Origin of the sequence: Niastella sp. (assembly GCF_045805085.1) — a bacterium.
Lineage (GTDB): Bacteria > Bacteroidota > Bacteroidia > Chitinophagales > Chitinophagaceae > Niastella.
This window is the reverse complement of record NZ_JBJMLX010000110.1, coordinates 20,381-42,119: the sequence shown is the minus strand read 5'-3', so window position 1 is coordinate 42,119 and position 21,739 is coordinate 20,381. Positions and strand designations below refer to the sequence as shown.

The 21,739-nt window shown below is 44.9% G+C and carries 16 protein-coding genes; 12 read left to right on the top strand and 4 right to left on the bottom strand.

Annotation, left to right across the window (positions count from 1 at the left end; translation table 11 throughout):
• The 10 genes from ACJ751_RS05535 to ACJ751_RS05490 all read left to right on the top strand — a co-directional run.
• Positions 1–418, top strand: a 418-nt coding sequence (locus tag ACJ751_RS05535; RefSeq protein ID WP_407744380.1) for a DUF4259 domain-containing protein, incomplete at its 5' end; no start/stop codon positions are given.
• A gap of 39 nt (positions 419–457) precedes the next feature.
• Positions 458–1,747: a phosphopyruvate hydratase gene (eno, locus tag ACJ751_RS05530; RefSeq protein WP_407744379.1), complete on the top strand. Its 1,290-nt coding sequence runs from the start codon at positions 458–460 to the stop codon at positions 1,745–1,747.
• A 138-nt stretch (positions 1,748–1,885) separates the two neighbouring features.
• Positions 1,886–2,182 (top strand): FtsB family cell division protein, encoded by a 297-nt coding sequence (locus tag ACJ751_RS05525; RefSeq protein ID WP_407744378.1) that lies wholly within the window; start codon positions 1,886–1,888, stop codon positions 2,180–2,182.
• Positions 2,183–2,356: 174 nt separating this feature from the next.
• On the top strand, positions 2,357–2,590 hold the full coding sequence (locus ACJ751_RS05520) for a hypothetical protein (RefSeq protein WP_407744377.1): 234 nt from the start codon (positions 2,357–2,359) through the stop codon (positions 2,588–2,590).
• 96 nt (positions 2,591–2,686) lie between these two features.
• Positions 2,687–3,337 carry an endonuclease III gene (nth, locus tag ACJ751_RS05515; RefSeq protein ID WP_407744376.1) on the top strand — a complete coding sequence of 217 codons (651 nt, stop codon included), beginning with the start codon at positions 2,687–2,689 and terminating at the stop codon, positions 3,335–3,337.
• A 500-nt stretch (positions 3,338–3,837) separates the two neighbouring features.
• A complete protein-coding gene (locus tag ACJ751_RS05510) occupies positions 3,838–4,695 on the top strand; it encodes an SdiA-regulated domain-containing protein (protein WP_407744375.1) in 858 nt (285 codons plus the stop codon).
• Positions 4,692–8,342, top strand: a complete 3,651-nt coding sequence (locus ACJ751_RS05505; protein ID WP_407744374.1) for a BamA/TamA family outer membrane protein — start codon at positions 4,692–4,694, stop codon at positions 8,340–8,342. Before ACJ751_RS05510 ends, ACJ751_RS05505 begins: the two co-directional genes overlap by 4 nt.
• A gap of 10 nt (positions 8,343–8,352) precedes the next feature.
• Positions 8,353–9,606 carry a Pycsar system effector family protein gene (locus ACJ751_RS05500; protein WP_407744373.1) on the top strand — a complete coding sequence of 418 codons (1,254 nt, stop codon included), beginning with the start codon at positions 8,353–8,355 and terminating at the stop codon, positions 9,604–9,606.
• Entirely contained in the window at positions 9,603–10,712 is a 1,110-nt protein-coding gene (locus ACJ751_RS05495) for an adenylate/guanylate cyclase domain-containing protein (RefSeq protein ID WP_407744372.1), read from the top strand. The genes ACJ751_RS05500 and ACJ751_RS05495 overlap by 4 nt, the downstream gene beginning before the upstream one ends.
• 91 nt (positions 10,713–10,803) lie before the next feature.
• Positions 10,804–11,427 (top strand): hypothetical protein, encoded by a 624-nt coding sequence (locus tag ACJ751_RS05490; RefSeq protein WP_407744371.1) that lies wholly within the window; start codon positions 10,804–10,806, stop codon positions 11,425–11,427.
• Positions 11,428–11,512: 85 nt separating this feature from the next.
• On the opposite strand, the gene ACJ751_RS05485 is transcribed toward ACJ751_RS05490, so the two are convergent.
• The 3 genes from ACJ751_RS05485 to ACJ751_RS05475 all read right to left on the bottom strand — a co-directional run bounded on the left by ACJ751_RS05485 (position 11,513) and on the right by ACJ751_RS05475 (position 17,244).
• Positions 11,513–13,369 (bottom strand): 2-oxoacid:acceptor oxidoreductase subunit alpha, encoded by a 1,857-nt coding sequence (locus tag ACJ751_RS05485; RefSeq protein WP_407744370.1) that lies wholly within the window; start codon positions 13,367–13,369, stop codon positions 11,513–11,515.
• 366 nt (positions 13,370–13,735) lie between these two features.
• The gene (locus ACJ751_RS05480) at positions 13,736–14,251 is read right to left on the bottom strand and encodes a DinB family protein (RefSeq protein WP_407744369.1); all 516 of its coding nucleotides are present in this window, start codon (positions 14,249–14,251) and stop codon (positions 13,736–13,738) included.
• A 65-nt stretch (positions 14,252–14,316) separates the two neighbouring features.
• The gene (locus tag ACJ751_RS05475; RefSeq protein ID WP_407744368.1) at positions 14,317–17,244 is read right to left on the bottom strand and encodes a glycoside hydrolase family 3 N-terminal domain-containing protein; all 2,928 of its coding nucleotides are present in this window, start codon (positions 17,242–17,244) and stop codon (positions 14,317–14,319) included.
• Positions 17,245–17,401: 157 nt separating this feature from the next.
• On the opposite strand from ACJ751_RS05475, the gene ACJ751_RS05470 reads away from it, so the two are divergent.
• Both ACJ751_RS05470 and mutL read left to right on the top strand, forming a co-directional pair.
• Positions 17,402–17,947, top strand: a complete 546-nt coding sequence (locus ACJ751_RS05470) for a Uma2 family endonuclease (RefSeq protein WP_407744367.1) — start codon at positions 17,402–17,404, stop codon at positions 17,945–17,947.
• 62 nt (positions 17,948–18,009) lie between these two features.
• Complete coding sequence (gene mutL / locus ACJ751_RS05465; RefSeq protein ID WP_407744366.1) at positions 18,010–19,932, top strand: DNA mismatch repair endonuclease MutL; 1,923 nt, start codon at positions 18,010–18,012, stop codon at positions 19,930–19,932.
• Here mutL and ACJ751_RS05460 read toward each other — a convergent pair.
• Complete coding sequence (locus ACJ751_RS05460) at positions 19,918–21,738, bottom strand: hypothetical protein (RefSeq protein WP_407744365.1); 1,821 nt, start codon at positions 21,736–21,738, stop codon at positions 19,918–19,920. The genes mutL and ACJ751_RS05460 overlap by 15 nt on opposite strands.
• Between the last annotated feature and the right edge of the window lies 1 nt (position 21,739).

The following is a 21,739-nucleotide window of genomic DNA, read 5'->3' as shown; positions in this document are numbered from 1 at the left end:
ACACCTTATTATGGGATCCTGGGGACATACAAATTTCGATAATGACACCGCCCAAGATTTTGTTGCAGTCGTAGAAGAAGAGGGCATTGACCGGATAATTTCGGCTATAGAGGTAATAAAAACTATAGAAGAAGACGCTTATCTCGACTCGGACCTGTGCATAGAAGCGCTCGCCGCTATTGAGTACATAGCTACCGCAAAAGACCGTATGGCTGAAGATTTTCCCGAAGATGCGGAGGATTGGGTACAGGCACACAAGGCCCAGTTACTGACCATTCGCGGTATTGTTACCAAATGTCAGCAGGCCATCGACCGGATCAAAAATAATTCAGAACTGAAAGATCTTTGGGAAGAAACCGAAGATTTTGAGAACTGGAACAAAGTACTGGACGACCTGAATACCAGGATCAGCGCTTAAATAATTCCAATAGACAATAATTTAAACTAATACCAACTCATGAGTTACATTGCAGACATTCATGCCCGCCAGATCTTAGATAGCCGCGGCAATCCCACTGTAGAAGTAGATGTAGTTACCGATAACGGATTTGTAGGAAGAGCAGCTGTACCAAGCGGCGCTTCTACCGGTAAACACGAAGCTGTTGAATTGCGCGACGGCGACAAAAAAACCTACATGGGTAAAGGCGTTTTAGGGGCAGTTAAAAATGTAAACGAAATTATTGCAGACCAACTGATTGGTATTGAAGTAGTAAAACAAGCCTACATCGACGACCTGCTGATCAAGATCGACGGTACTGAAAATAAGGCCAAACTGGGCGCCAATGCTACCTTGGCCGTTTCTATGGCGGTTGCCAAAGCAGCTGCGGAAGAAACCAACCTGCCTTTGTACCGTTACCTGGGCGGCGTTAACGCCACTGTGTTACCAATGCCTTTGATGAACATCCTGAACGGCGGTGTACACGCAGATAATAAAATTGATTTCCAGGAATTTATGATCGTTCCCATCGGCGCTTCTTCTTTCAGCGAAGGTTTGCGTTGGGGCGTTGAGATCTTCCACCACCTGAAATCTATTCTGAAAAAGAAAGGTTATGGCACCAACGTTGGTGACGAAGGTGGTTATGCTCCTGATATCCAAAGCCCCGAAGAGGCTATTGAGACTGTATTGGCTGCTATTGAATCAGCCGGTTACAAAGCTGGCGAGCAAATTGGTATTGCTATGGACGCAGCCAGCACCGAAATGTACGACGAGGCCAGCAACACCTATAAGTTCTACAAAAGCTCAAACAAAACCATCAGCAGCGATGAAATGGTGGCTTACTGGGCTGACTGGGTTAAAAGATACCCCATCGTTTCAATCGAAGACGGTATGGCCGAAGACGATTGGAATGGCTGGAAAAAACTGACCGAAGCCATCGGCACCAAATGCCAGCTGGTAGGCGACGACCTGTTTGTAACCAATGTTAAACGCCTGCAGGAAGGTATCGACAAAGGTATTGCCAACAGCATCCTGGTTAAAGTAAACCAAATTGGTACCGTCACCGAAACCATCAATGCCGTACAACTGGCGCAAACAAATGGTTATACATCTATTATGAGCCACCGCAGCGGTGAAACGGAAGATACTACCATCGCTGACCTGGCCGTAGCCTTAAACTGCGGACAGATTAAAACCGGTTCTGCCAGCCGCAGCGACCGTTTGGCAAAATACAACCAGCTTCTTCGTATTGAAGAAGCGCTGGGCGAAAATGCCATTTATCCAAAAGGAAGAATTAAATTTGGTAAATAATACCTTAAGGCACAAGGATCAGGAAACAAGGCACAAGTCGTTTTATATTCGATGACCCCGCCTAATTTCATGAGCTTTGTGCCTTGACCTTCGGGTCATGGTTTGAATTTTGTATTTTGAAACTTGCACCTTGAAATCTTGAAACTTCTTAAGAACATACCAGCCTGGCTTAGAAATAAGTACATACTCACCACCCTGGTGTTTGCAGTATGGCTGTTGTTCTTCGACGACCGCGATATTATTACCACCCATTTTAAGTACCGCAACGAGCTGAAACAACTGGAAAAAAGCCGCGATTACTACCTGCAACAAATAGATACCACAAAAAAAGAGCTGGAAGGCCTTAAACAAAGCCCCGAAAAGCTCGAAAAATACGCCCGCGAAAAGTATCTCATGAAAAAGGACAATGAAGATTTGTTCATATCACCTGAATAAGTAGTTTCGGTCCTTCTATTGTATCATTCACCGTCTTTTTATATATTGTCGTCGAATTCTCGCATTCCTATCCAATCTCCTGCACAATAAGAGAAACCTAATATCGTTTTATAACACGGACGGACTCCGAAATTGACTCTTTCGGAATTTTATAAGGACATAAATGGTTTGCCTATGACTATTCTGTTTACACCGGAGGACCTTTTACGCTATTTGTACAAAGAAACCTCGCCGGCAATGAATGCCGCAATTGAAGCCGCATTAGAGGAAGACTGGACGCTTCGCGAAAAATTAGAGGTTTTGAAAGCTTCTGCCCGTAACCTGGACAAGATCATGGAATCTCCCAGAACTGAAGTTATTATGAACATCTTGCAATACGCCCGTGAAACGGTGACTGCAACTGCATAAAACTTCCGGCAGAAAACAAGTACCCCCCAATAATGTAACAATCATTGGGCTACATTAATCCACTCCCTTAATTTCGCAGTCATTCTAAGTGAAAGAATGACAAGAAAACAACGTTACCAGTTCGTAATCGACTATTTTTTGCATCATGCACCCGATGCGGAAACTGAGTTGCTGTATGATAATCCCTACCAGTTACTGGTGGCGGTGATTCTGTCGGCACAATGTACCGACAAGCGGGTTAACATGACTACACCGGCTATTTTTGAAAAATACCCGGACGCGTACAGTTTGTCAAAAGCTACTTTTGATGAACTGTTCCCGTTAATAAGAAGTATCTCATACCCCAATAACAAAACCAAACACCTGATTGGGATGGCCCAAAAGCTCCAGACGGAGTTTAATGGCGAGGTCCCGCTCACGGTTGATGAACTGGTTACGCTCCCCGGCGTAGGCAGAAAAACGGCTAATGTCATTACCTCGGTAGTTGACCAGCAACCTAATATGGCGGTAGACACCCACGTCTTCCGGGTAGCAGCACGCATTGGCCTCACCCTGAATGCCAAAACACCCTTTGCTGCCGAAAAGCAACTCATCCAACACATACCTAAAGAACTGGTACATATAGCCCACCACTGGCTTATTTTACATGGCCGCTACATTTGCGTTGCCCGCAATCCCAAATGCGACAAATGCGGCATTACCGAAGTTTGTAAGTACTACCAGCAGGTGGTTGCGAAGAAGAAATAAAGCCCACTTATTCAATTATTAGTCGTTACAATTTAATTGGAAGACAGTTTAATTAAATCCAAACGCCTTTTCATTTAACCGGTTGGCCGTTGAATTAAATCCAAACGGCTTTTCATTTAACCGGCAGACAGTTTAATTAAATCCAAACGCCTTTTCATTTAACCGGTTGGCCGGTTAGTTAAATCCAAATGGCTTTTCATTTAACCGGTTGGCCGTTCAATTAAATCCAAACGGCTTTTCATTTAACCGGCGGGCCGTTCAATTAAACGGCTTTCTATTTAATTGATTAATGCGCTTAGCTAAAAGAAAAGAATTGATAATCAACCTGTCTCCAACCAGTCAGCCCTTGTCAACCTGTTAACTTGTAAACCCTATCAACTTCCCCCATTGTAGACGATTTTCTACACAAGCCCTAATAGGCTACTGGTATCCAATTCTTTGCCTCCCCCCACCCATGGCACCAGATTTTGACATATAACCGGTTAGCCATCCGAATTTTTATGCTTTACAGATCCACTTGTTTATTATGCCTTTTCATTGCTATCTTAAACAGCCATTGCACACCACCAGCCAATGGCGATGATGCGTATAAAAGTCCCGATGGCTACGACCTGAACAAACCTTTCATAATAAAACTTCCGGTAGAACTGGATGAAATTTCGGGAGTGGCCTTTTATGCAAAAGATACCAGTGTATTTGCCGTGGGGGATGAGTTCGGGTGGCTGTATAAGATACCTTTAACGGGGGGTAAACCTATTCACAAATGGAAGTTCTCTGCTAATGGTGATTATGAAGACCTGGTAATGGTTGATAAGGTTTTCTACGTGCTGCAAAGCAATGGCAATATAACCGCCTTCACCTTCGATGATCAAAACCGGATCCTGACCCAGCAGGTAGATTTTCCCTCGCGCGGCAATGAATTCGAGATCCTGTACTACGATCCGCACCTGTTTAAACTCACTTTGATCTGTAAGGACTGTGAAAGCGATAAAAAGAAAGCATTAACGGCTTTCTATTTTAATCTGCTTAATAAACATTTCGACGATTCCACTTCCATCGATGTAACGGCCCTTGCCAACATGATAGGAGAAAAAAAGATCAAGTTCAAACCTTCTGCTGCAGCCATTAACCCGGTTACAGATGAATTGTACATTTTATCATCGATCAATAAGCTGTTAGTGATAGCCGATCGTCAGGGCAACCCGAAACAAGCCTATCCTATAGATGAAGGTCTTTTTAAACAGCCGGAAGGAATAACTTTTACCCCCGAGGGGAATATGATTATTTCAAACGAATCGGCTAAAAGCGGAGTAGCTAACCTCCTATTTTTTAAATATAACAAGAAAGCGAAATCATGAAGTACTTGTTTGCTCTTTTTATGGTACTAATTGGCCATGTACTTATAGCTCAAACAGATGACTCGGTAACGGCACGGATTATTTTAATTGGTGATGCCGGTGCATTGGTCAATGGCAAACATCCGGTTGCTTCAGCGGTGAAAAATGATCTGCATCCCGATAAAAAAACAACCATCGTTTACCTGGGCGATAACCTGTACCAGTTCGGCCTGCCCGATGAAGGCAACAGGAATTATGTTTTATCAAGAACGGTGCTCGATTCGCAAATGGCCGTTGCCGCCAATACCCCCGCCCATGTTTACATGATCCCCGGTAACCACGACTGGGCAAATGGCAGGCCTTATGGCTGGGAAACCTTGTTACGCCAGGAAGCCTATGTAAACCTGATGAAAGAAAAAAACGTTGAGTTCATTCCAAAAGAAGGTTGTCCCGGACCGGTAGAAGTGCCCATCAGCAAAGATGTGGTCATGATCGTTTTCGACAGCCAGTGGTTCCTGCATAAAAATGATAAACCCGGTGTTGACTGGGATTGCCCTTGTAAATCAGAGAACGAATTCATGCTGCAGCTGTCTGAACTGTTGCGCAAAAACTATAACAAGCTGGTGATTATGGCCTGCCACCATCCTTTTATGAGCAACGGCATCCATGGTGGTTATTATGGCCTGAAGCAACATATATTTCCCTTTACCGACATGAAAAAGAATTTATGGATCCCCTTGCCGGTATTAGGTTCCATTTATCCCATCAGCCGAAGCGTATTTGGCAGCCCGCAGGACATCAGTTACCCCGCTTACACCAATATGGTGAATACCATTAGGGCCGAAACAAGATTACACCCCAACATTATATATGCAACCGGTCACGACCATAGTTTACAATTATTGAAAGATACCAGCCATTATTATATTGTGAGTGGGGCAGGCTGCCATAACAGCCGGGCAGAAAAAAGCAAGAACTCCCTGTATATAAATGGCGATTCACTGGGGTTCGCCGTACTGGAGATCTCAAAAAACAAAACGGTGCGCTGCAAATTCTATACAGTAGATATTGAGTCTGAAACAGCTAAAGAATCCTTTTCAAAAAGCATCATCGACTTTTCAAAACCACCAACCCTCAAAGAAGATACCGCTAAATTACAAATACCACCCTATACCGATTATTATGAAGCTGCTGCCGGCCTGCATTATAAACAAAAAGCATCTGATTTAAAACGGCTGGTGTTAGGCAACAATTATCGTGAGGTGTGGGGCCAGCCGGTGAAATTGAAAGTATTCCGGCTTACCGAAGAACACGGTGGGTTCAAGATCAAGAGCATGGGCGGCGGCAAGCAAACCAAATCGCTTACCCTCGAAGATAAAAACGGTAAGGAATGGGCGTTACGTACCGTTGAAAAAGACCCGGAACAGGCATTACCCGAAAACCTGCGCAACACCATGGCTTCAGAAATTGTGCAGGATATGGTCTCGGCTGCCCAGCCTTACGCGCCATTACCGGTTGCTTCACTGGCCGCATCTGCGCATATACCCCATCCTACACCACAGTTCTTCCTGGTGCCCGACGACCTGGCCTTTGGCGTTTACCGTCCTATGTTTGCCAATAAGGTTTGTATGCTGGAACAAAAAGATGCCAGCTGGGATGGCACCGATACCAAGAGCACGATCACTGTTTTCAATGATATGACTGAAGACAATAATAAACGTGTTATTCAAACGGAAGTATTGAAAGCCCGGCTTCTCGATATTCTGATTGCCGATTGGGACCGCCACCTGGACCAGTTTAAATGGGGCGTTCGCGATACCGGTCGTGGCAAATTATATTACCCTATCCCAAAAGACCGTGACCAGGCTTTCTTTCATTCAGATGGTTTGTTACTCGCTTATATATCGCGGAAACGCCTTCCATTCTTAAAAGGATTGAAATACAAGATCCCTGATGTAAACCACCTCAACGCCGTGTCAAAAGATTTTGACCGCCTGTTCCTGAATGACCTTGATAGAAAAGAATGGGATTCGGTGACCACTGTTTTCACACGGCAAATGACAGATACCGCTATTCAAAAAGCGATGAAACAAATGCCGCCGGAAATATATGCCCTCAATGGCAAAAAAACCGCTGATAAACTCATCAGCCGCCGCAACGACCTGGAAAAAAAATCAATGATGTATTACGATTTCCTGGCCAAACGGGTAACCGTATTGGGCAGTAACAAAACAGAACTATTTAAAGTATACAATGAAGGAAAAAATGTGCGCGTGCAGGTGCTGGCGCATGAAGGAAAAGATTCAGGGTTTGTGATGTACGACCGCCTGTTCGACCCCTATAAAACAAAAGAGATCCGCTTATACGGCCTGCGTGGAAACGACAAGTTTGATATAACCGCCAATGTGCCCAATAAAACATTTTTAAGAGTGATCGGCGGCAAAGGCGATGATACCTTTCATATAAATGGAAATATCAAAAATTACTTGTACGACCTCAGCACAGAAAAGAATTATGTGGATAAAGGAAAATACACCCGGAACCGCTTCAGCACTAAAACCGATGTTAATAAATATGATTTTACAGAGCAATACCAGTATAATATTTTCCATTTTCCCCGAATAAATCTTGGCTACAATGCCGATGATGGATTTATGTTCGGCTTTGGCTTATGGTATCGCAAATATGCCTTCCGCAAAGAGCCCTACTCTTCCGAGCAACGGCTTTCGGTATTGTTTGCTGCTGGTCAAAAAGCCATGCAGGTAAAATACCGGGCATTGTTTGTTGATGTGCTGCCTAAAACAGATGTAGGGATCAATGCCGAAATAATGAACCCGGCGCTGGGTAATTTCTTTGGCTTTGGCAACAATACAAAGGTCAATAAAGATTCAACCATAAAATATTACCGGGCACGGTATAAAGATATTGCCGGAGACTTCTTATTCAGGTATAAAGTGGCCTCGGTGTTCAGCGTATTTGCCGGGCCATCGATTTACAGTTACTGGAATGATCAGAAAAACAACAAAAATTATATCCTGGGTAAACCCTCGCACATAGGGCTCGATTCATCCGACGTGTATTCGGTAAAAGCATATGCAGGCGCTAAAGCCGGGTTCCTGATCAATAACCTCAACAACGAACTGTTCCCTACCCGGGGTATCAACTGGCTTACAACCTTTACGCAATTGCAACCGCTTAATAAAAACAGTTCAACCCTGACCAAACTGGAATCGGATATGACCGTTTATGCCAGCATGAGCTTTCCCGCAAAATGGGTGACCGTTTTACGATTAGGCGGCGGCCATATATTCAGTAACAGCCTCGAATATTTTCAGGCCCTCACACTGGGCGCCAATAACTATTTACGCGGCTTTAGAAAGAACCGGTTTTCAGGCAACTCCCTGGCCTATGGCAGCCTGGAATTTCGTGTAAAACTGTTCGATAGCAAATCATATGTGCTGCCCGGTCAGGTAGGACTGGTAGCATTTAACGATGTTGGCCGGGTTTGGTTAAAGGGAGAAAATAGCCACCGGTGGCATTATGCTTATGGTGGCGGCTTTTATTACGTACCTTATAATATGGTGCTGGTGTCTGCAACAGTAGGTTTTTCAAAAGAAGAACACATTGTGAATTTCACCTTGGGCACCAAATTGAATTTAACATTTTAATTCTATTCGTATGTCAACTTATAATGCGCTGCTGTTGGATACAGAAAGTTATGTAAGAACCTTATTTAAACAACATAACCACGCCAACCTGGTGTTTCATAACCTGCAACATACATTAAACGTTGTAGAGCGGGCACATGAAATTGCAGCACACTATAAAATGCCCGATAAAGAACTGCTTGAATTATTTATAGCAGCCTGGTTTCACGATACCGGTCACCTCGTAAGCGACCCAAGCAATCACGAAGAAAAAAGCGTGGCCCTGATGTCGGAATTTCTGACATCGAAAACAGATGATGTGGAGATGGTCAATAAAATAGCTACCCTCATTCGCATCACCAAATTTCCGCCAACGCCCCAGTCGTTACAGGAACAGATCATTTGCGATGCAGATACCTATCATTTTGGCCTGCCTGAGTTCAAGGACACCAATAAAGCCATGAAGAAAGAACTGGTGCTGCGCAACATGAATACGATGGTTATGGATTGGGAAAAGAACAGCCTTGATCTGCTGGAGAAACACCAGTTCTATACTTCCTATTGTATTGGCCTGCTGCAAAAGGGAAAGGAAAAGAATATGCGTAAGCTTAATAAAAAAATAAACAAAGACATAGAAGGCCTTAACGTTAGTGAAACATTATTGCTGCCGGAGAAAGATAAAGACCCACTCAGCAAACAAAAGAATACGCTTGTTGGAAGAGGTATTCAAACCATGTTACGGATAACCTCGGGAAATCATTTAGAACTGAGTAGAATGGCTGATGGAAAAGCCAGTATTTTGATCAGTGTGAATGCCATCATTATTTCAGTGATCTTATCGGTGCTCATTCGCCGTATAGAAATAGAAAGGCATTTAACCATTCCTACCTTTTTATTCCTGGCATCCTCATTAGCAACCATTATCATTGCCATTATGGCCACCCGGCCCAAAGTATCAACGGGAAATTTCAGCCGGGAAGACATTCTGCATAAAAATACCAACCTGTTGTTCTTTGGGAATTTTTATAGAACACAGGTGAGTGAATACAAGTGGGCCATGAATACCATGATGCGCGATCCGGATTATTTATACAGCTCATTAATAATGGATATTCACCAGCTGGGCGTTGTACTGGCAAGAAAATACAAGCTCATCAGGCTGGCCTATACCGTATTTATGATCGGGTTGTTTCTTTCGGTAATTGCCTTTATTGTAGCCATTTTGGTGCATACACCACAGCAACCTGTAATAAATTCATCATCCGTTTCACCATACAGCTCATGAAAGCCTTTGGCCATAATATAGTTCTCAAATTAGGCGCCATCAGCAGGTACCGCATAAAACTCATGCTGATGACCGCCTTATTCTGGACTATCGTCGATATGGGCGTTTATTTGTATAAATTCTTTCGCGATCGTATTAACGAAGCAGAACATCCGTTCGACATGCATACCTCGGCTGTATTGCTGTTACGGACAGGACTGGTGTTTATTATATGCCTGGCCATGGCTTACCTGCTCATTTATCAGTTAAAACATTTGGTAAGAAATCTTCCCCTGGGGTTAAGCCTACTGATAAAAAGCATTATACTGGTAGCAGCCGCTTTTTTATTGAACTACATTTTACACTTTACCTACATCTGGTTAATAGAAAAAGAACCGCTCACTACCGAGCTGGGTCATAATTACTATAAAACATTTCAATCCTCCCTTTTCTTCAGCCAATGGGTCCGCTGGCTCATCACCTTCCTGATTACCATTCTGATTATTGAAGTAAATGAAAAATACTCACCCGGTGTTTTTTTCGATATCCTGGCCGGCCGGTACTTAACGCCCAAAAATGAAAAGCGCACCGTAATTTTCATCGACCTGGTTGATTCCACCAGCATTGCAGAACAACTGGGTCATAAAAAATACTTCCGCTTCATTCGCGATTTCATCTACTTTATATCAATAGCCTTGTTGGAAAACGACGGCCAGATATATCAGTATGTAGGTGATGAAGTGGTAGCCTCATGGACAGTAAAAAAACAAAATGCCAACAGAAAATGTCTGCGGGCATTGCAGGATTGCAAAAGGCTGTTACAACGCAACAGGAACTATTTTAAAAAACAATATGGTGTTGTGCCCGAATTCAGGGCAGGCATTCATACCGGCGAAGTAACTATTGGCGAAATAGGGGTTATTAAAAAAGACCTGGCCATGAGTGGCGATACCGAGAATACCGCAGCCCGGTTACGTTCCGCTACCAGTGAGCTGAACCAAAAAGTGATCATCTCAAAAGATTTTGTTGCTCAAACGAATTTAAAGAACTGGGAACCTGTTAGCCTGGGGCTGGTTGATCTAAAAGGAAAGGAATCAGCTATGGAATTATATGCCTTGAAGTTTTAATCCTTTATAGCGTTGCCCTTTTTCCACATCTTATCAGTAAACAGATCGATTTCACTTCGCATAATTTTTGCTTATAATATGATAAACCGATATGAAGAACCTTCAACATTTTATGGCTATTGCTGGCAGTGTATTGATCATTGCAAGCTGCCAGGACGCCAACAATAACAATGATGCGATGAATAATGCGGCGGGAGAACAATCAACTGTTGACACTGTTCCCAAAAGATCTGATACAATGCAAAACCGGATGGGTGATACTACAAACCGAATGATGAATGATAGCACCAACCGAATGGGTGATACTACATCTCCCCGGTATGTTGACCTGAGTACAGGACAGCCGGTTGATCTTTATTATGATCCCAAAGCAAGAAGAGTGTATTCTGCCATGACCAACGAGCCTGTTGATTTTTATATTGACATGAATACAGGCGACACCATCTATGGTCAGGGCAGATATGTTGTAAACAATTACATTACCAGGTCGGATGAAGGAAAGTACAGGCTGAGTGCTGATAAGATAAAAATGGATAAAAACGAGATCAAGATCAAAGAGGGCAATAAGAAATTCAAAATGGATAATAGTAATATGAAGATGAAAATGAAAGAACCAGATATGAAAATGAAGGGCGATACCAGCAACGGAAAAATGAAGACGGGCGATATGAAGAAAAAAATGGAAGGAGACAGATCAAAGACCAAGAAATATTAATTACCTGTTTACAAATAGCTTAATGCAAAAAAATCCCGCCTTGGCTGAACCGAGACGGGATTTATATTAATTGAAATAGTTTTTATTAATTCGAGCGACCCAGCATTTCCTGCAGCTTCATTACCAGTTCGGTTTTGGTAATGGGAATACCCATGATCTTGTTGTAGCCTTTCGCATCAACAAAATACTGGTCACGGATGATCTTTATGAGTTGTCCGTTATTGATCTCAGGGATCAACACCTGCTCAAAGTTTTTGAGTATGGCGCCCAGGTTTTTGGGGAAGGGACGTACATATCTTAAATGCGCATGGCTTACTGCATACCCTTGTTGTTGCAATTCAGCCACCGCACTCTTAATAGCGCCATACGTACTACCCCAACCCAGCACGAGGATCTTACCGGTTTCAGGACCGCTGTCTAAAGTTTGTTCAGGTATATAATCAGCTATCTTATCAACTTTCTCCTGTCTGATCTTCACCATCAACTGGTGATTCTCGGGATCGTAACTTACGTTACCGGTATTGTTTTGTTTTTCCAAACCCCCAATGCGGTGTTCCAAACCAGGCACACCCGGAATAGCCCAGGGACGAACCAGTTTTTCATCACGCAAATAAGGTTGGAATTTATCTTCCCCATGCCCCAGTTCTGTTTTGAATTTAACCGGTATAGGCGGCAGGTCGTCACTTTGGGGGAAACGCCAGGGTTCAGCACCATTGGCGATATATCCATCGCTCAGGAAGATCACCGGCGTCATATGTTGCACTGCAATGCGCACCGCTTCATACACCGCATCAAAACAATCACTCGGGGTGCTGGCCGATACAATCGGCATGGGGCATTCGCCATTACGGCCATAATAGGCTTGTAACAGATCGCTTTGTTCCGTTTTGGTAGGTAAACCGGTTGAAGGTCCACCCCGTTGAATATCGCAGATAAGCAGGGGGATCTCCAGCATCACAGCCAGACCCATAGCCTCGCCCTTCAATGCCATACCGGGACCGGAAGTAGTAGTAACCCCCAGGTTGCCGCCATAAGCAGCCCCGATGGCCGCAGAAATACCCGCAATTTCATCTTCTGCCTGGAAGGTTTTTATGCCAAAGCCTTTATGGCGGCTCAGTTCATGTAAAATATCTGAAGCCGGCGTAATGGGATAAGTACCCAGGAACAAAGGCAAACCGCTTTTTTGCGAAGCGGCAATAAGGCCATAGGCCACTGCCTGGTTACCCATAATGGAACGGTATTCACCGCTGTCCATGCGGGCCTTCTCTACTTTATAGCGGGTAGTAAACGTTTCAGTAGTGTCGCCGAAATTATAACCAGCCTGTAATACCTTGACGTTACTTTCAAGGATCTCGGGCTTCTTGCCAAATTTATCTTTCAGGAACTGGATCGTATTCTCCATATCCCGGTTATACATCCAGTATAGAAAACCCAGCACGAACATGTTCTTGGCACGGTCCTTCTCCTTCGTGCCCATGGTAATTTCTTTCAGCGCCTCGCGGGTCATCTTGGTCACATCCATTTTAATGACCTCATAATTGGCGAGACTGTCATCTTCCAGCGGATTTATCCCGTCGGGATAGTTGGCCAGGCGCAGGTTCTTAATATCAAAACCATCGGTATTGGCTATTATCTTTCCACCTTTTTTCAGGGATTTCAGGTTCGCCTTCAGCGCAGCGGCATTCATAGCTACTAACACATCACACTCATCGCCTGGGGTAAAGATCCGGTCGCTTGAAAACCGCAACTGGTAACCACTCACACCAGGCAGGGTTCCCTGGGGGGCACGTATTTCGGCCGGAAAGTCAGGAAAGGTGGCTAGGTCAATGCCAAGCAAAGCAGTGTTGTTAGTGAACTGAGTACCTGTTAACTGCATCCCATCTCCGGAATCACCGGCAAATTTTATCACTACATCCTGCAGGACCTGTTGTTTACGAATCATTGTAGTCGTTGTTCTAGTTAGTTTGCAAAATTACTATAAGTTAAGACAGATTGTTGACTTAATTGCTATTGGTTTAACACTATACGCACCTTCACCACTCCCGGATGCCCGTGCGGCAAGGATTTACCCCTGTTTACGATAAGCGGAAAATGATACAGCCGGTTGATTTTCTGTTATTTCTGTGACATCTGGCCTTTCACCTGCCATTGTCATTTTAGTGTTTTTCTGCATTTATCCGGCGCGGAGGAAGGTGGGTCACCCTTGATGAAGATTTGCTTTTTGGGCTGTCGCAGGGTGGCTCACCTTTGAAGGTGAGCCGCCCCTTTACTTCGCGAAAAATGGGATGTCCGTTAAGGGCGACCCACCTTACAAATCTTTTAGCAACACTTGCACCGTTACCAGCAATTGCCCGGTATGACGCATAGTATGTTCAGCGGCATGAAAAAGCAAACCCAATACGGTGGAAGGTAATTGCTGGCGGCCAACGCCCCTGAATTGCGTAAGCGTGGTTTCATCGATGGTTTTCAATGCTTCCAGTGCAGCGGTAATTTGCGTATCCAGTTTAACAAGCAGGTAGGTTACCGTATCATGATCCTCGTGTACTTCTTCTGCTTTTAAATAATCCAGTTGCGTGGGTGAAAGCGGCTGGCCCGCGGCATAAGTGAATAACCGGTCAAGCACACCCGCCATATGTTTTAAATGAAAGCCGGGCGATGCTACACCTGCCGGGCGTTCCCAAAGCAGGGCATCAGGGAAATTATCCATCTTGTTATGGATCTCCTCCTTTGCCTGTAATAAAGCATGCGCTATTGGTTGCACCAATGCAGGAAAGCCGGGTAATGGGCCACGCAGCCATACTTCGGGTTGATTGCTTTGTGCCATACGCTTACAAACAAGAATGCCCCGGAAAAGTTCGGGGCATTCTCTGCTATATGCTGTAAATGATCTTAATAAGGCTTCAGTGACTGGTAAATGGCTTCCTGTATTTTTGGCCGGATGCTCATCTTCAGGAACTTGCTTGGATCATGACTGTTCACCCGGTTGGAAAGGAAAACAAAGATCAGGTTATTCTTAGGATCAACCCAGAAACAGGTGCCGGTAAAACCGGTATGGCCAAACGTTTGTGGCGAAGCAGAAGCACAGGGATACGGTTCTGCACGCGTGGCATTGTCCTTTTCAGGTTTATCAAAACCAAGTCCGCGGCGACTGATCTCACTATGATATTGATTGAAGTAATCCACCGTTTTACGACTGAAAAAGTTATGTCCATTTAATACGCCGCCATTCAACAACATTTGCGCCAGCACGGCTACTTCATAACCATTGCTGAACAACCCGGCATGACCGGCTACGCCGCCAAACATAGCAGAACCGGGGTCATGTACATCGCCATGCAACAATTGATTGCGGAAACCTTTTTCATTTTCAGTAGGCGCAATATAATCAAGCGGAAAACGGTCGGCAGGTTTGAAGCCTGTTTCCAATAGGTTCAGTTTATCGTAAAAGGTTTTCTTTACGTATACGTCGAGTGGCATTTTAGTGATCGACTCCACGATCTTGCCCAGGAAAATATAATCGTTATCACTGTAAATGTATTTACCCTTGGGCTCCAGCGGGCTGGCCAAAATGCGTTTCATGATGGTGTCTTCCCAATCTTTACGAATGTACAGGTGGGCAGCCACGCGAATGCTGTAAATGCTATCGGGATCGGTATGGTAAATAGCAGGCAGCGGATTGTTGGAAGCATCCATGGTTTCGCGATAAAAAGGAATGAATGCTTTCAGTCCTGCCTGGTGCAATAATATATCCCACAACTTCAAAGGCGCTTTATTGGTGCCACGGGTTACCGGCAGGTAATCGCCCAGTGTTTTCTGAAGATCCAGTTTGCCGTCATCGTATAATTTCATTACCGATAAAGTAGTGGCCATGATCTTGGTTACCGAAGCCAGGTCGTAAATAGTTTCAGGATAAACCGGTTCAGTGCTGTCATAGGTTAAATATCCAAACGCTTTTTCATAAGCGATCCTGCCATCTTTTGCCACCACTACTACAGCGCCGGGTATGGCCTTTTGTTTGATGGCATCGTTCACAATGGAATCGATGGCCGTACTCATTTTAACGGAATTGAAGCCCAACTGACTTGCAGGCACGGTGGACAATAACCGGCGGATAATAATTCCGGCGCCATATTTAAATTCGGGACAAACTGTTACGGGTAGTTTACCTTTTGCCAGAAAACGGCCATGCAACAGATCATTCACTGTAGTTTGGGTAATGTCATCATCTTCATACGCCGCAATGAGCACCGGCGCATTACACATGTTTTTGATGACATAGGGATTGCCAAATACAACGGTGATGGATTGTTGCTGTTGCTGAATGCCCTGGATCAATTGCTGGGCGGCATTACTCATACCAAAGTTATTGGCGGGATAGCGGGCAAATTTGTGCACCCCGATGATCACCACATTAAAACTGTCTCTCAGCTTTTGTAACAAAGGCGCAACAGCGGTACTGTCTTTTTTATAATCGAAGTAAAATACCTCCGCATCAAATCCTTTGCGCACCTGTGCAGCAAAAGCATTGTCCTGTGTTAAACCCATGCCTACATAAGCAATGCGTGGGCCCTTGGTAAGCGGGAAGATGGCCTGATTGTCGTTGCGTAACAGGGTAATCGCATTTTCAGCAATACTGCGTCGCATAGCAGCCACCTTACTGTTGAGGTCGTTCAACAGGTTAGTAGTATCTATCGGTTTCCAGTCAGCCAATCCGTATTGATACTTGGCATACAACACCTTTCTTACGTGCTCATTGATATCGCTCCAGTGCAGTTTCCCTTTGCGGATGGCTTTACGTATTTTCTTGATGCTTCCGGGAATATCTCCGGGCAAACACAACATATCATTACCAGCGATCAACGCTTCGCGCGATGCTTCCCCATCGGGATAATATTTAGCCACGCCCTTCATCTCCAACGCATCGGTAAACGTAAGCCCGTTATAATTAAGCTCCTTGCGCAAAAGATTGGTAACGTTGTTATAGGAAATAGAAGTTGGTTTATGCTCGGTACTGTCAATAACCGGGATCGACAAATGCGCTATCATTACGCTGCCCACACCCGCTCTGAAGATCTGGTTGAAAGGATACAACTCCAGTGAATCGAGCTGAGCCTTTGTTTTATTGATCACGGGTAAGTCAAGGTGTGAATCCACAGCTACATCCCCATGACCGGGAAAGTGTTTGGCGCAACCCATCACTCCAACATCCTGCATGCCCTTCATGTATGCAATACCGTAATCGGCCACTTTGTATTTATCTTCTCCAAACGACCGGTCGTTGATAACCGGGTTATTAGGATTATTATTGATATCAACCACGGGCGCATAATTCACCTGGATGCCTATCCGTTTGCACTGCTCCCCTACAACCCGGCCGTAATCATAAATGAGGGAACGGTCCTGCACGGCGCCCATCATCATTTGTCGGGGCAGGCCCAGCACGCTGTCCATCCGCATGCCCACACCGTTCTCGGCATCGATGGTGACCAGCAATGGTGTTTTGGCAATGGCCTGCAAGTGATTAAGCACGGTGGCTTGTTTTATTGGCCCGCCCTGAAAAAGACAAAGCCCGCCAATATTGTATTTATTGATGGCTTCCTCCACCTGTTTATCATAAAACACCACGGTATGGTCGGGGCCAATGGATGACACCCTGACCACCATCAACTGGGCAATTTTCTGTTTTTTTGATAATGTTTTGAAAACGCTGTCAACCCAATGATCGGCAGCGGGGTTACCCGAACGCTGCGCCTGAACTTTGCTACCAACCAAACCGATCAAAAGAATAAAACCAATAGTTTTTAACGAGTTCCTCATGTACATGAACTGATTTTAGTAAGCCGGGAATGAACATCAAATTTACTGTTAATAAGGGGTTTGGGCCATTAAAATTCTTCTAATATTGGGTGCGTTTTTGTGCGGGTGACAAGTGCTGAAAGCTAGTAAGATTGGGTAATATTTAGTAAATTTGTGTATGTCTATTGCAGAAAAATACAGACCGCAATTTAGTTATGAAGATTATTGCCTCTGGGAGGGACGATGGGAATTAATTGATGGTATGCCATATGCCATGAGTCCATCCCCTGCAAGGGAGCATCAAATGATCAACGGCAACCTGTATTCCATCTTTGATACACATTTGAAAAAGCATTGTTCCAAATGCAGGACATATATGCCCCTGGACTGGAAGATCAATTCAAAAACAGTTGTTCAACCAGACTTAATGGTGGTATGTAAGGATTTTACTACAATACATCTTGAATTTACACCAGCACTGACAATTGAAATATTATCTACGTCAACAGCTTATAAAGACAGGCATGAAAAGTTTGAACTGTATGAGATGGAAGGCGTAAAATATTATCTTATTGTTGATCCCAAATTCAAGAAAATAGAAATATACCAACTAATTGATAAAAAATACCAGCCAGTAGCTGTTACGCCAGATTCCTTTGAATTTTCATTTGATAATGACTGCGATGGGCCCATTAATATAAATTTTACAGGCGCCTGGGATTAACGGCCACGTCTTAGGCCCAAATTATTCCCGTAAATTCGCCCCACAAAATCAGGAGAGTAGCCTTGGCGGATATCATTCATTTATTACCCGACAATATTGCCAATCAGATCGCTGCCGGTGAAGTTATTCAGCGACCAGCAAGCGCCGTAAAGGAGCTGCTGGAAAATGCTGTTGATGCCGGCGCCACTGAAGTGAAATTAATTATCCAGGATGCCGGCAAACAGCTGGTACAGGTAATTGATAACGGCAAAGGTATGAGCGAAACCGACGCCCGTATGAGTTTTGAACGCCACGCCACCTCCAAGATCCGCAACATCGACGACCTGTTTCACATTCGCACCATGGGTTTCCGGGGCGAGGCCCTGGCCTCCATTGCCGCCGTTGCCCAGGTAGAACTGAAAACCAAACGCGCCGATGACGAAACCGGCACCTTTATAGAAATTGAGAACAGCGCGGTAAAACTGCAGGAGCCGGTGGCCGCCGCCAACGGAACCAGCATTGCTATGAAGAACCTGTTCTTCAATGTGCCCGCCCGCCGCAATTTCCTCAAAAGCAATGCAGCTGAAACGCGGCACATCATCGATGAGTTTATGCGGGTGGCCCTGTCGTTCCCTAATATATTTTTCTCGCTTACCAATAATGGCACGCAAATATTTCACCTCGAAAAAGGCAGCCTTAAACAACGTATTGTTCAGGTGCTGGGCCAGCATTACAATGCCCGCCTGGTTCCCGTACAGGAAAAAACCGATTACCTGAACATTTACGGGTTTGTTGGTAAACCCGATACGGCTAAAAAAACCCGGGGCGATCAATACTTCTTTGTAAACAACCGGTTCATCCGCAGCGCTTATTTAAACCATGCGGTCATGAGCGCTTTCAAGGAAATGATCCCCGCCGATAGTTTTCCTTTATACGCCCTGTTCATTGACCTCGACCCTGCTCAGGTGGATATCAACGTGCATCCTACTAAACAGGAGATAAAGTTTGAAGATGAAAAGATCGTGTATGCATTTGTGCAGGCAGCCGTTAAACATGCGCTGGGCCAGTTCAGCATTACACCCACGCTCGAGTTCGACCTTGACCCTACCATTCAACAACTGGATGCCGTAAACAAACCCTTCACAGAAGATCAACAGCAGGCTGCCCGTTCTTCTGACCTGGCAAAAAATTTCTCGCAAAAAGGACAGGCCCATTTTATAAATCCTACCGATAAAGAGGAGTTGAAACACTGGAAGGATTTCTTCGAGAAAGATGGGACTGAGCAACCGGCAATCGGCAATCGGCAATCGGCAATAGATACCGGTCAAAAAGAGGAGAAGTTTGAGTCCCTGCTTGACCAATTAAAAAAACAGGAAGGCGGTGGCGATTATGTGCCCCCGGCCCAACACTATACACCATTTGCCAAACAACTGATTGATGACAACGCCCTGTTGTTCCAGTTGCACAGCACCTATATTGTAGCGCCTACAGCCCGTGGCTTTATGCTCATTCACCAGCAACTGGCGCACGAACGGATCTTATACGAACGCTTTGCCGCCGCTACCGTGGGCAAAAGCATTCCTGCCCAGCGCAGCCTGTTCCCCGTTACATTGCAGCTATCAGCCTCTGATGCAGCCTTGCTGCAGGAATTAGCCGGCGACCTCATTCAGCTGGGTTATTTAATTGAACCCTTTGGCGCCAATGCCTTTGTAATACAGGGCACCCCGGCCGATGTATCGGCAGGAAATGAAAAACTGGCCATTGAAAATTTGCTGGAACAATTCAAACACTTCAGCAGCGATCTTAAATTCTCCCGCCGGGAGAAACTGATCCGCTCGCTGGCCTGGCAACAGGCTATAAAGCCAGGCACATCCCTCTCACTGGATGAAATGCGTGGCCTTACCACTGACCTGTTCAAATGCGCACAGCCAAACGTAACGGCCAGCGGCAACCCCACTTATATAGAATTTAAAAAAGACTACCTGGAGCAATTATTTAAGCGTTAACAAAGATTGTCCTTTGGGATTTTTCCTTTTTTTATCTTCCCAGATGTTATACCGCAGGTAAAACTGAAGGCTTTTATTTTTATCGAATGTATATGGCGAAATGGGCGGATTTACCTGGAAGCTGACATAATTATTGAACGCCTGGCTGTATTGCAACCCCACGGTAAACCGGCTCCAGTAATAGCTCATGTCAACCAGTAACCGCACTTCACTTCCGTTCAACCGGCTCGATAGCGAGTCATTCTTAAATTGGGTAAAGTAATTCTTCACCAGGTACTCCTGTGGCGGCCCAATGGGATTGTATCGCTTTTCTATCTGCTCATATTGTGCTACCCCGCTCAACAGGTTAGAATACTGTAAACCCGTTCCCATATAAAAGTTTTTAAGCGGACTATGATAAATAGTGATCGGGATATTAAAGTAATACAATTTACGGGCAGTGATGTTAGTGATCTGCTCCATCAGGTTGGGGCCCTGTTGGTACATTACCTGGCTTTGGTAGAGCAACAGGGGATGTATAAACTGGGGCGCTTTAAACTGCAACCCCGCCTGCACGTAGGTTTTATTATTGAAATGATATTGAAAATGGGGCGATGGAATATAATCAGAAACAGTATTGACCCCTCCCCTGCTGTTATAAGCCAAAGCCTCCTGATCGCCTATTGGAAATCCCAGGGGCAGCGATAAGCCAAGGGCAAATTTTTTATCCTCATTTGTACTGAAAGGATTCGATTTTTTACGGACTGTTTTTTTACCGGCCGCTTTATCAGGAAACAGATCAGCCTGTGTATAATAAGTAAACTCCCGTTGTACCATACCCGATGGCGAGATGACGGCATCACCAGTATAATTGATTTTATACGTCACAGGCGATTCTTTTAACTCCGAACCGGTTGACGGCTGAGATGGCAGGGAGCGGCGTGGTAATAAAATGGTTGGCGTATACGTACTGTTGCCTGGCTCTACCACACCTTTTTCAGCCCGGTTTCTATCTGTCCCGGAATGGTTGTTTCCCCGGTGCCCCTTTTGGGTTTTAACGTTGTTGGTAGCAGCACCGCTGGTTATAACAGTACCTCCATCGGTTATCGTATTATTGCCGCTTTTGTTGTTAACTCCGCGATGACGATTGTTGTTGGTTATTGCATGGTTATTCCCGGTTCTTGTATTTTCATTCTTTGTATCAGCAGCGTAAATGTTTTTTCTATCAGGGAATATTTTATTGTGAGCGTTCAAATTGTTTGGGACATTGGGCACTGCCCGGTTATTATCGTTGGTTGTTACCGAACCGGGCGGTGTACTGGCATTGCTTCCACTACTTCGCGCTTTGGCGGCTTTGTTATCAGGCACCACAGACTCGCCTTTACCATTGTTATTGGTAACAGCAACATCTGACTGCTGGTCAGTAGTAACCGCAGCAGCTGAAGGAGTGCTGGTAGTGGAGGCGTATTCGGCCCCCGGCAGATTTTTATGTTTTGTAGCAGGTTGCTCAACATTCTTTTCTGTTGACGCAACGGCTGGCGCTTTTTTGTTGTTAACGGTTTTAATAGTGCCGGCAACCGTTTCATTACGTTGTTCTTTCGTAATCAGTTGTTTGCCGCCAAACCAGGTTCCCACCAGCACGGCCACTATAACAGTGCCGGCGATCCACCAGCGGTATCCACCACCAGCACCGCCTCCACCTCGTGGCAGATCTTTATCAAGCAGCGATTTCATTTGCTGCCAGTTTTGGTCAGGGTCGCCGGGTGGCGGTAGTTGCACCAGTTTCTCCGCTAAGTGTTTTTCGTATGGATGTTTTAGGTTCATCACA

Excerpts from the sequence above, each read along its gene's own strand:
- ACJ751_RS05485 (WP_407744370.1), bottom strand. The coding sequence starts at position 13,369 with ATGATTCGTAAACAACAGGTCCTGCAGGATGTAGTGATAAAATTTGCC.
- eno (WP_407744379.1), top strand. The coding sequence starts at position 458 with ATGAGTTACATTGCAGACATTCATGCCCGCCAGATCTTAGATAGCCGC.
- ACJ751_RS05500 (WP_407744373.1), top strand. The coding sequence starts at position 8,353 with ATGTCAACTTATAATGCGCTGCTGTTGGATACAGAAAGTTATGTAAGA.
- nth (WP_407744376.1), top strand. The coding sequence starts at position 2,687 with ATGACAAGAAAACAACGTTACCAGTTCGTAATCGACTATTTTTTGCAT.
- ACJ751_RS05505 (WP_407744374.1), top strand. The coding sequence starts at position 4,692 with ATGAAGTACTTGTTTGCTCTTTTTATGGTACTAATTGGCCATGTACTT.
- ACJ751_RS05480 (WP_407744369.1), bottom strand. The coding sequence starts at position 14,251 with ATGGCACAAAGCAATCAACCCGAAGTATGGCTGCGTGGCCCATTACCC.
- ACJ751_RS05475 (WP_407744368.1), bottom strand. The coding sequence starts at position 17,244 with ATGAGGAACTCGTTAAAAACTATTGGTTTTATTCTTTTGATCGGTTTG.
- ACJ751_RS05490 (WP_407744371.1), top strand. The coding sequence starts at position 10,804 with ATGAAGAACCTTCAACATTTTATGGCTATTGCTGGCAGTGTATTGATC.
- ACJ751_RS05520 (WP_407744377.1), top strand. The coding sequence starts at position 2,357 with ATGACTATTCTGTTTACACCGGAGGACCTTTTACGCTATTTGTACAAA.
- ACJ751_RS05510 (WP_407744375.1), top strand. The coding sequence starts at position 3,838 with ATGCTTTACAGATCCACTTGTTTATTATGCCTTTTCATTGCTATCTTA.
- ACJ751_RS05495 (WP_407744372.1), top strand. The coding sequence starts at position 9,603 with ATGAAAGCCTTTGGCCATAATATAGTTCTCAAATTAGGCGCCATCAGC.
- ACJ751_RS05470 (WP_407744367.1), top strand. The coding sequence starts at position 17,402 with ATGTCTATTGCAGAAAAATACAGACCGCAATTTAGTTATGAAGATTAT.